This window comes from Paenibacillus sp. ISL-20, from assembly GCF_018613005.1.
GTDB lineage: Bacteria > Bacillota > Bacilli > Paenibacillales > Paenibacillaceae > Paenibacillus_AQ.
The window spans coordinates 25,869-36,231 of sequence record NZ_JAGGRD010000058.1; the positions used below are offsets into that span (position 1 = coordinate 25,869).

The following is a 10,363-nucleotide window of genomic DNA, read 5'->3' on the forward strand; positions in this document are numbered from 1 at the left end:
GCGAGTATACTGAAATGTTATATTTCTCGATAAAAAACTTGATGAATACCCGTTTGACACAGAATACGTTCATCGTTACTATTATAAATGACTTAACGGTTTTATTAAAAACCAATAAGTTAAATAAGGAGAATATCGAGGCAAATCTGCGATATTGGAGAGGCCATTACTCCGCTCCGCAAATTCTTCTTGCAAAATTTTAAAGAAAGTAGGTTCACCATCATGTCAGATCCATCAACTATTATCCGTAACGCCTCAGAAGAAAGACCTTTTACGATCAAAGATATTATTGCTCCATTACTTGCCGTCATCATCGGTACCTTCATGGTCCTGTTGGACAGCACGGTCGTTAATGTCGCCGTACCTACGCTAGTTCAATATTTTGATAGCCCTTTACACACCATACAATGGTCGATAGCCGCCTATACGCTTGCTTTGTCAGCGGTTATCCCCCTCGCCGGGTGGATGTCAGACAAATTTCAGCCCAAACGGGTGTTTCTAATATCCATTGGATTGTTTACGATCGGATCCGTGTTATGTGCTTTTGCCCAGACAGCCGAGCAATTAATCACCTTCCGGGTTATTCAGGGAATGGGGGGCGGCATGGTATCACCGATTGGTATGGCGATGGTGTATCGCCTAGCACCTCCGGATAAAAGAGGTTCTATTATAGGGATGTTTGGAATTCCTTTACTGCTCGCGCCAGCGCTTGGCCCCGTCATTTCCGGATGGCTGATTGAATTTGTCAGCTGGCAGTGGATATTTCTGATCAATCTCCCCATTGGAGTAATCGGGTTATTCGTGGGGTTAAAACATCTGCCACTCTTTCCAGGAAAGGAAGCTCCGTCTCTGGACATTGTCGGCATGATTCTTGGACCATTAGCCTTTGCGATGATCACCTTTGGGGTCAGTGAAGGAGGGGTGGACTGGACTTCTGCCAAGACTTTATCCGGCCTTATCATTGGTGGGATAGCGCTTATTCTTTTTATATGGTCTTGCTTGAGACAAGAACAACCTTTGCTTGAGCTGCGTGCATTCAAATCCGTTGATTTTACACGAGGTATTATCATTTCCTGGATCATGCAAACCGCCATGTACGGCTCGGCACTTCTCTTCCCGCTGCTTCTTCAACAGATTAGAGACTTTACACCGCTGACGACAGGGCTTATCCTGCTTCCTCAGGCGGTCGGTTCCATGATCTTTATGCCTATGGCAGGCAAGCTATTTGATAGAGTTGGAGCGCGTCCCCCACTTCTGGCTGGGATGACATTAATGACGATAGCCTTGTTTACGATGTCCTTTGTTCGAACCGACACTTCGTTAGCACTCATTATGGGCGTGTTATTTTTAATGGGTTCCGGTATGGGGTTATCAATGATGTCTTTGAACACGCATGTATTAAATGCAACACCAAAGAACCTTGTAAGTAGAGTTACTCCACTCACAAGCGCTTCACAGCAGGTAATCGCTTCATTTGCCGTAGCCGGCTTCACGGGATATTTGTCCTCTCAGATGACATCAAACCTGCCGAGTAACCCTGTTGGAACCAACGTTCTGGAATCCCATGCGGCATCCTTTGCGGACACCTTTTTCCTGGCTGCCTGCATTGCATGTATAGGTCTCGTTCTTAGTTTTTTTCTTAGAAAACCAAAACTAACAACTGACAACTAATGCACCATTAAAAGGAGGTACTGAATTGAAACTCTATCTTCATCCTAAAATGCTGCTGACAGTCACTGTCCTCTCGGTCCTTGCCTCATGTATTGTTAGCTTTTATTGTTCTCCAGACATTCCGATCCATTTTAGCGGAGGACACGCGGACCAGTTTGTGAACAAATATATTGGACTATTTATTATACCGGCACTCATGATCATTACGCTTTTCATCCACAGGATTTATAACCAGGCTGCCTGGCTGATCTACTTTTTGACCTGCCTGCATCTATTTATGTTGTACAGCGCTTTGGTTTATTAAAGTTACCTTGAGCAGCTAGCAGATTTCAAACAATTAAACCATAACGATTGTAGCCGTTAAACATAGGGGGAGCTTTCTTGAGATTCGGAGAAATGGTTATCATTCTATTCATTATCGTATTAGCATTAACCACCATTTGGGGACAAAAGACGAAAAAAAGCTGGCTGATTTACTCGTTAATCGCGCTATATGCGGTAACGCTTGTACAGATTATATTGGAAAATTGCCGTTGGCAAATGATTCCTTGTTATGCAGCTTCGGTTATACTTACTTGTTGTATCCTTTTTAGAAAAAACGAACGAAAACAACGCCCTGGAAACAGGAGATATTTCGCAGCTTGGTTGTGGACCTCGATGTTGATCCTGTATACGTCAGTCATGGTCGCACTCCCTGTCCTACTGCCTGTGTTTAGCTTCAATCAACCCCAGGGGCCTTATTCTATAGGAACAACAGTATACCACTTTATTGACAAGGAACGGCCTGATGAATACTCTGCCGATCCAACGGACAACCGGGAGCTGATGGTACAGCTCTGGTATCCTTCCGAACATGGAGCAACGGAAGAAACCGCATCTTATATTCGCGATGTATCAGCTATTACGCAAGGTCTCGAACATGCGTTGTCATTCCCAGCTTGGACGCTAAACCATCTGGGTCTCGTTAAGACTCATGCTTATAACCATATCCATCTGTCTTCAGCCGAGCAGAAATATCCCATCTTGATTTTCTCGCATGGTATGACGGGTTTTCGCAGTCAGAATACCTTCCAGGTTGAAGAGCTGGCCAGCTATGGTTATATCGTCGTGGGGATCGACCATCCCTATGATGCGGCTGCAACGGTATATCCCGACGGCCGAGAGATTTTGATACAAATGAATAATCTTTCAGGTTTTGAAAGGCTTGACGCGCACATGCCATTATGGACCGAGGATGTATCCTTTATTTTGGATCGACTCGAACAATTGAATAAACAGGATGAACAGAACCTTTTTACCGGCCGTCTTGATTTAGACCGAATCGGCATGTTCGGACATTCTTACGGCGGGGCCGCCGCTGCCCAGTTGTTAATGAAGGATGCCCGGATCAAAGCTGCGATCAATATGGATGGGACCTTATATGGAGACCCTATGCCTGTCACTGGACTAACGAAGCCATATTTACAGATGAATGGTGAAAAGAGCATCGATAAGTCTGTATTCGACAATAAACTGGATCAAGCAATAGCCCAGAGTGATAAAACTAAAGAGGAATACGAAGAATTTTGGGAAGAGACCGTGAGACGGCGCACGAATGCGCTGCAGGGAGGCGGATATACGATGACGATACCACATACTTCCCATATGAGTTATACGGATTTCCATCTATTTTCCCCGTTATTGCCTAACCCGGGAGAAGATCCAAGATTGGTTCATCGCATCATTAATGAGGTAAGCGTTACTTTTTTTGATCAGTATCTAAAAGGTACCCCGAATAGCGATATGGATCGACTCGCGGAGAAATATCCCGATATCGAATTGGTTCATGATTAAGTACTTGTTCAAAGTGTCTGGATTAGTTCCTAAAATCACGATATGATCAGTATGTATTGTCGAAAGAATATGATCGCCGAGAAAATCGGTAAGTGCTTTCTGGCATGGGTGTGTATAATATCCATGTATCCATAAATATGACCTGATTCGGTGTTGTTTTGAATCCGGCTTATGTGTATATCGTTAAGGGGGCTGCTCTATGAGCTTGTTAAAGGAAAAAATATTGCAATCGGCCATTCGTTTTTTTGCTGAAAAAGGATACCAAGCTACGTCGATTCAAGATATCGCCGATGATTGCAGCATCGCAAAAGGCTCAATCTATAAATACTATGGCTCCAAAGAAGAACTGTATATCAGTATTTTGCATAAACGCCAGCAAGATATGATTGATGCTGTCGAGAGAATCCGCAAAAGAGAGTTGCCCAAAAAGGAAACATTTCTTGAGGAGATCGCTTACCAGTTCGATTTTTTCATCGAGCATGGTTATTATATTTCGCGTGATCATAACGAGCTTCCACCGACGAACAGTGATAAAATAGGCTCTGTCATCCATCAGCTCCAAATGAATATGTTTCGGTATTACCAAGATATTTTGCTCCGTCATTATGGGAATGCGATATCCGAATGGAAATGGGATGTCACAGCCATATTCAATGGACTGATCCGTGAGTATACCTTTCATGTATTGTTTGGGTTCAAACCCCTAGTTCAAAAGGAGTTAGCTGCTTTTATTGCTGAACGAATGGATGATCTCGTGCAGGGACTGGCACAACGTTCTCCCCATCCCTTGCTCACCGATGAACTCATGAAGGAATATTCCATGATTAATTTAGAAGCACTTACTTATACACAAGAGATACGAAGAACCGCATTGATGGATATGATCGAGTCCATAATCCCGGATCTGTCAATTACGAACTCCAGAAAAAAAGATTTGTCTGAGGTAGCGGCAATGCTGCGGGAAGAATTCATCAAAGAACAACCAAGGAGCTTCCTAATCCAAGCGCTGCTGCGGGATCTATCCTCAGAGATTGAGCTTGGCTTTTACACCAGTCAGCTGCAGCAATTAATCCGGGACAACAAACTAGATTAGTGTTTGACCAGTTGGTACATATCCCCTCAAAGTAGACGCTCGAAAAAAGTCTCATGTAATCATGAGAAGCGAGGGAACTTGGAGGGGATATTTTTATGGCTAAAAAGGTTGTTCAAGCGCTGATCCGAATGGAGAACCGAACTCGAATATGCGCACCGTCGACGTTCGAATGGAGAACCGAACTCGAATATGCGCACCATCGACGTTCGAATGGGGCCGATCTCGAATACGCGCACCATCGACGTTCGAATGGAGAACCGATCTCGAATATACGCACCGTCGACGTTCGAATGGGGCCGATCTCGAATACGCGCACCATCACGTCTGCATCGTGTGATAACAGACATTGGACAGATCGAGCGTTCGTCTACCTGATTCACAGGCCTCTGATGTTGTTTACAAAAGATCGGGACTTTGAATCGATCCGATGTACTCGTATCGATATATCTTGCCAGCAGTACCTGTCGGTATTGCTCGGAACTTGCCTTGTTCAACCAATTTACGGCAATACTTGATGACCGTTTGCTTGTGAATCTCCAGTTCTTTCGCTGCTTGCGGAGGGCAAATGATACGATCATGCCGGATGGCCAGACGCATCAGTTGACACTCGATTTTTCCGAATCTTCGATAGACGGTTCCGCTCTCATCTTGGATTGCCGCAAGATAAGGGGCTAAAATGCTCCGTACCATGGCCAGCACGAACGATGGATTTTCTTTCATCTCATCCAATGAAATGGAGATTACGTAACATTCTTGCGATTGCAGGAACAACCCTCGATTTAAGTCCAATCGATATTTCGAACGATCTTTGCCATGCGAACCATAATCCATGATTTCAAATACGAACCGGAGCCCACCCACGATCCAAATAAAGTCCACAAAATATGATCGTCCTCTCCAGTCCTTCACCTCATATTCCGGATGCAAACCCGTAAAATGTCCCATTAGCGTCCACCATATTTTTACTGCAAACATGTGATTACCGTACCCATGTCCCCTTCTCAGCGCATCTTTCCGCTCCCCGCGGCGGTTCGACAAGTGTTTCTTTATCCATTTTTCATGTTCGATTTCAAAACTCAATTCCGCGCCCCTCTCTAAGGCAGAACAAAAACGCCCCGACTTCGCTTCCGCTCTGGAAGAAAGTACGGGGCGTGCTTCGCCGCGCTGATTATAATTATGTATATATTAACTAAATCGCTCCCAGGTTGCAAGGAAATGAGCCAAACACACAGAAACATTGAATTTTGGACGATTTTTCGTGCAAAATTCCTTCTAGAATCGCTCCACGCTCGTTTTTGCACGATTTTTCGTACAATATTCCCTCTAGGATCACATCATGCTCGATTATAGCCGATTTTTCGTGCAAATTTCCTTCTAGGAATCGCTTCATACTCATTTTTGTACGATTTTTCGTTCAAATTTCCTACTAGGATCGCTTCATGCTCGTTTTTGTACACTTTTTCGTTCAATTTCCCTCCTAGGATCGCTTTATGCTTGTTTTTGTACGTTTTTTCATACAACTCTCTTACAATAAATGGCTGTGCACATGCTTTTGTACGAATTTTCATACAAATCAGATATTCGATACGGCCGGGGAGCGTGTCTATGTAACAATCTTGCTCCGGATCACTATAACCATAGGTACAGTACAACTCCATTTCCGCACTACCATCTAACTCAAAAAAAAACGGCGAACCTCCACCCGGCTATAACTGCCGATTCGTGAAAGTTCACCGCTCGCTTTATATTTTCGCCACCTTGCTGCCCTTCACCTTAACGTTCACGAGCAGAATGCTAGCTACAATCATGACCAGACCTGCAATCAGATTGATCGTCACCGACTCCCCAAGGAACAGCACACTGCACAGCAGGGCAATCAGCGGAATCAGAAACGTGAATGATCCCACCTTGCTCGCTTCACCGGAACTAACCAGTTTGAAGAACGCGAGCCATCCCAGTGCAATGACAAACACTGATATAAACAGCAAATCCAATATAAAAGGAAGCCCCCACTGCACGTCAACCCAGCTTTCTGTAGCGGTACCCGTCAATGTCAATACAACCCCGCCAATCAAAATTGGGATGGCCGTCATCCAGATCCCGTCGACCTTCGCAGAAGCCCTCTTCATGTATACCGTTCCGATCGCCCAGCTAATCGCACTGAACAACCCGAGCACAACCCCTTCGGGTGATACTATGCCTGTCATGCCGCCAATACTGATGGTAGCGACGCCTGCAAAACCGAGGACTAATCCTGCAATTTTCAATCCATACATCGACTCGCCCAGCCACAACCAGGCACCGATCCCGAGCAGCACGGGCTGCAGGAACACGATGGAAGAGAATAACCCTGCCGGTACTTCCGTCAATCCCATGGTCTGAAAGCCATAGAAGAAAATAAAGTTGAGCATTGCAGAGATGGCATAGATATGCCAGGTTTCCCGGAGCCGTAGCGTTTTGTACCGCGGAAAAGCATACAGTCCAAGCATCAACCCCCCAATTAACAGACGCATGCCTGCAAATAAAAGCGGTGGTGTGTAATTTAACCCGTATTTGGTCAGGGGCCAGTTCACTCCCCACATGAGTACCAGAAAAGCTAGGACCCAGCCTGCTCTTGCACGTGATAAAGCCATCATGTTTGTCTCCTATCCGGCACATGTCGAACTCGAACCCTCTCACTCGTGCTCTGTGCCTGCATATGCATTTGGACTTCGATCCGAATCGGGCCAGAGCAGCCCGTTGATCGTTCCGTTTCTCCATGATACAATAATCATCATAATAATTGAAATGCATGTTATTTATAAGGAGCATACCATATTTGTTATGAACAATTCACAACTGCAGTTATTCATAAAAATTGCCGAGACAGGAAGTTTTACGCGCGCAGGTCAGGAACTGAATATGACGCAGCCCGCAGTCAGCCGGGCCATCTCTTCCCTGGAGAATGAACTGGATGTCACCCTAATTATTCGGGATCGGCGGAACGGCATCGCGCTTACGGATGTGGGACAGCGAATTCTGGTCATTTTCCGCCGGATTTTGCAGCAGTATGATAAAGTTCAACAGGTCGTTGCCGCCGAAAAAGGTTTGGAGATTGGTACGATTCGTGTAGGCTCTTTCCCCATGTCATCCGCGCATCTGCTGCCGAAGATTATCCGTTCCATCAGGGACCGCTACCCTCAGATTCAGTTTGAACTGCACGAGGGGAATATCCATGAGATTCAGGAGTGGCTCAACGCAAGGGCCATCGATGTGGCTCTCATCATTGCCACGGACAAAGAACCCATAGATATAGCCTATGAGACGCTTCCGCTGTATAACGAAGAGATGCTAGCGGTGTTCCGTGACGATGAACCGTTTGCAGATCAGGAGGTATTGCCTGTACGGATGCTGGACCAGCATCCGATGATCATATGCAACGGTGGGTACGAAGTACCGATTGTCGATCTGTTCAAACGTGCAGGAGCCGAGCTGCAATTCGGGTTTGTTGTGCATAATGTCAACACATGCCTCAGCATGATCGAGCAGGGACTTGGTACAGCCTTATTACCCGCGATCTCCTTGTCTTGGCTGCCTCCCGGTGTAAAAGCAGTCCCTACCAACCCGAAGGCCTATCGCAACATCGAGATTGCCATCCCTTCCCTGATGGAAGCTTCCCCGGCATCCCGTTTGTTTATCGAGACGGCCCAGCAATTGTTTGGACATCGCAGCTCTGATTAGAAGATTTAGATTGGCAGTCTTTAGCCCTGCAGCTCTCTGAGCGCCTTAATATCGCGCTCAAAAAACATTCTGCAGTTATCGTCAGTACGGCTAAAGGTATATCCGACAGCCTCCAGTTTACAAAGTAACCAAAGCATGGACAGGTCAAAATGGCTTTTATTACAGCAAAAAACCCTTGATATACCATCAAGGGTTTTCTTCATATGGAGCCTAGGGGGATCGAACCCCTGACCTCATCGCTGCCAGCGATGCTAACGGGTTAGGCTCTAGTATGTTGCAGCGTAAAAAAACTTTGATTAAATAAGGTTTTTTTCTTTACTCTTACGTTCTATATGGTTCTAATATGATGTTTGATGATAATTTCCGTCCCCAAAGTACAAAGCTTAAATTGTTTTCTCACACAGCTTGTGTTGAGAAAACCCTATCTAAGAACATGCATATCCCAAAGCGAAATCAGGGTAATGCTTACAGTGTAAATGACAGATTATAATATGAAGTGCGACACCTAAAATAAGGTTACGACACCATTTATCTACACAAGGAGAACCCAACATGAGCTACTCCCATCTGGGCTTCCCAAATAGTCTGTAATGATAGATACGATAAGAACATTACATATATCCGCTGTTAATCCAAACATTAAGTTAGACAATAAAAAACAATATTTATCGTTTTCTAGCGTATCTAAATCCACCAGTAAGTTCTTGACCAACCGCTTTTATTGATCACAAATCTCCAATTTCTTCATTTGATTTTCCAATTACAATAATTGATCATTTTACGTATGTTAGTATAAAATTTCTCGAATAATAATTAAAGGAACTCTGGACTGGTTTGAGTAAGTAAATAATCAGGCGAAGTTTTCGTGCATATAGCACGTAGTATTTATCCATAAACTACGTGTAACTGATCGAACTTCATCATTGATGAACACAAGGCTGTGTACCGAAATGAACATGAACTCTTTGAATCATTCTATGACAAGTGGAAAGCAGCAAACTGAAAATCTCTTCGTGTAAAACTCTTTTTTTAAAAAATTCTACAGCTTCCCAAAACAAATCTGGAAAAGCATTTATTAAACGAATCTTATTTAATCATTCAAAAAGCAAATCAAGAATTTCATACAGTGAAAAGAGCAATTTCCGCAAGAAGAAGTATTAGAAAAGTTCCTAGTATTACAGTTTTAAGGCTAGCCCTCACGGTTTGATACTCGCTTTATCGCTTCGATCACATGCTGGAGTGAAATCCATATTCATACCAGGGACTAGCGAATCTTCTACAAGGTAAGGTTATTTTCAACTACACAAAATTAACTAACGCTACTTCTGTATCCCTCCTTAAAACATCAGTTACTTTTCCTTAATTATTTTTATTAGTTCTGCAATTGAAATAATAGTGATATCCTTTGGAAAATCAATGTGCTTATCAATTGCACATACACACAGTTTATACTTTTCATCAAAATGGTACCATTTGAAAGTTGAATTTATTTTTTCATCACCAATTGAGATTGTATTAAGTGAAATGGATATTCCCAACCCCATAGCTTTAAGATAACTCTCTTTATACGTCCACAGCTCATAAAAATAATCGATTACTCTAGTTCCTTTTTTTTGTCCAATTCTCTGCACTCATGGTACTCATTAGATATAGATCGATTTCTTTAACTTCTTCAACATCAATACCTAAAGGTACAGAACCAATAACTCCAACTACCATCGACCAGAATGTCATATGTTGAAGTATAACTCTTCATGTTGAGGCCAAAAAGGTTTACCATGCTTGTTTGTAGATAACCGTATTTCACTCATAGGTATGTCTCTTTCAGTATTAATTAGATATCGAATTAATATTTCTCCAATCAAACTTCTTTTTGCATCTTCAATATTTATATAACGATTTATTCGTTGTCGCTTTTCTTCGCCTACCATTAGGGCGTGTATGCAAACCTAAGCGAGCCAGACCATAATTGATGCCAGCGTTAAAAAAGCCTTGAATGAGCTTGCTAACTTATCAAAGCGAGTCGCCAACCGACGATAATGTTTT

At 43.6% G+C, this 10,363-nt stretch carries 10 protein-coding genes and 1 pseudogene; 5 read left to right on the forward strand and 6 right to left on the reverse strand.

Features of this window, described 5'->3' with window-relative positions; genetic code table 11:
- Positions 1-222 precede the first annotated feature (222 nt).
- From J7E85_RS27795 to J7E85_RS27810, 4 genes are all read left to right on the forward strand, one after another.
- Positions 223-1,671 carry an MDR family MFS transporter gene (locus tag J7E85_RS27795; RefSeq protein ID WP_215163180.1) on the forward strand — a complete coding sequence of 483 codons (1,449 nt, stop codon included), beginning with the start codon at positions 223-225 and terminating at the stop codon, positions 1,669-1,671.
- 49 nt (positions 1,672-1,720) lie between these two features.
- Positions 1,721-1,975, forward strand: coding sequence for a DUF1648 domain-containing protein (locus J7E85_RS34970; RefSeq protein WP_353049569.1), 255 nt, complete (start codon positions 1,721-1,723; stop codon positions 1,973-1,975).
- Positions 1,976-2,052: 77 nt separating this feature from the next.
- Positions 2,053-3,504 carry an alpha/beta hydrolase family protein gene (locus J7E85_RS27805; RefSeq protein WP_215163182.1) on the forward strand — a complete coding sequence of 484 codons (1,452 nt, stop codon included), beginning with the start codon at positions 2,053-2,055 and terminating at the stop codon, positions 3,502-3,504.
- Between the two features lie 199 nt (positions 3,505-3,703).
- Positions 3,704-4,597, forward strand: a complete 894-nt coding sequence (locus J7E85_RS27810; RefSeq protein WP_215163183.1) for a TetR/AcrR family transcriptional regulator — start codon at positions 3,704-3,706, stop codon at positions 4,595-4,597.
- A 396-nt stretch (positions 4,598-4,993) separates the two neighbouring features.
- Here the strand turns inward: J7E85_RS27810 and J7E85_RS27815 are convergent, their stop codons facing one another.
- The 3 genes from J7E85_RS27815 to J7E85_RS27825 form a co-directional block, all read right to left on the reverse strand.
- A complete protein-coding gene (locus J7E85_RS27815) occupies positions 4,994-5,677 on the reverse strand; it encodes a hypothetical protein (protein ID WP_215163184.1) in 684 nt (227 codons plus the stop codon).
- 254 nt (positions 5,678-5,931) lie between these two features.
- Positions 5,932-6,165 carry a hypothetical protein gene (locus J7E85_RS27820; protein WP_215163185.1) on the reverse strand — a complete coding sequence of 78 codons (234 nt, stop codon included), beginning with the start codon at positions 6,163-6,165 and terminating at the stop codon, positions 5,932-5,934.
- 174 nt (positions 6,166-6,339) lie between these two features.
- Complete coding sequence (locus J7E85_RS27825) at positions 6,340-7,233, reverse strand: DMT family transporter (RefSeq protein WP_215163186.1); 894 nt, start codon at positions 7,231-7,233, stop codon at positions 6,340-6,342.
- A gap of 187 nt (positions 7,234-7,420) precedes the next feature.
- Between J7E85_RS27825 and J7E85_RS27830 the strand changes: the two genes are divergently transcribed.
- Positions 7,421-8,317 carry a LysR family transcriptional regulator gene (locus tag J7E85_RS27830; protein ID WP_215163187.1) on the forward strand — a complete coding sequence of 299 codons (897 nt, stop codon included), beginning with the start codon at positions 7,421-7,423 and terminating at the stop codon, positions 8,315-8,317.
- 1,349 nt (positions 8,318-9,666) lie between these two features.
- Here J7E85_RS27830 and J7E85_RS27835 read toward each other — a convergent pair.
- The 3 genes and pseudogenes from J7E85_RS27835 to J7E85_RS27840 all read right to left on the reverse strand — a co-directional run.
- A complete protein-coding gene (locus tag J7E85_RS27835) occupies positions 9,667-9,948 on the reverse strand; it encodes a 4'-phosphopantetheinyl transferase superfamily protein (protein ID WP_215163188.1) in 282 nt (93 codons plus the stop codon).
- A gap of 99 nt (positions 9,949-10,047) precedes the next feature.
- Positions 10,048-10,248 (reverse strand): hypothetical protein, encoded by a 201-nt coding sequence (locus J7E85_RS35190; protein WP_483311347.1) that lies wholly within the window; start codon positions 10,246-10,248, stop codon positions 10,048-10,050.
- A gap of 18 nt (positions 10,249-10,266) precedes the next feature.
- Positions 10,267-10,363 (reverse strand): annotated as a pseudogene (locus J7E85_RS27840) (IS5/IS1182 family transposase); the annotation flags it as partial.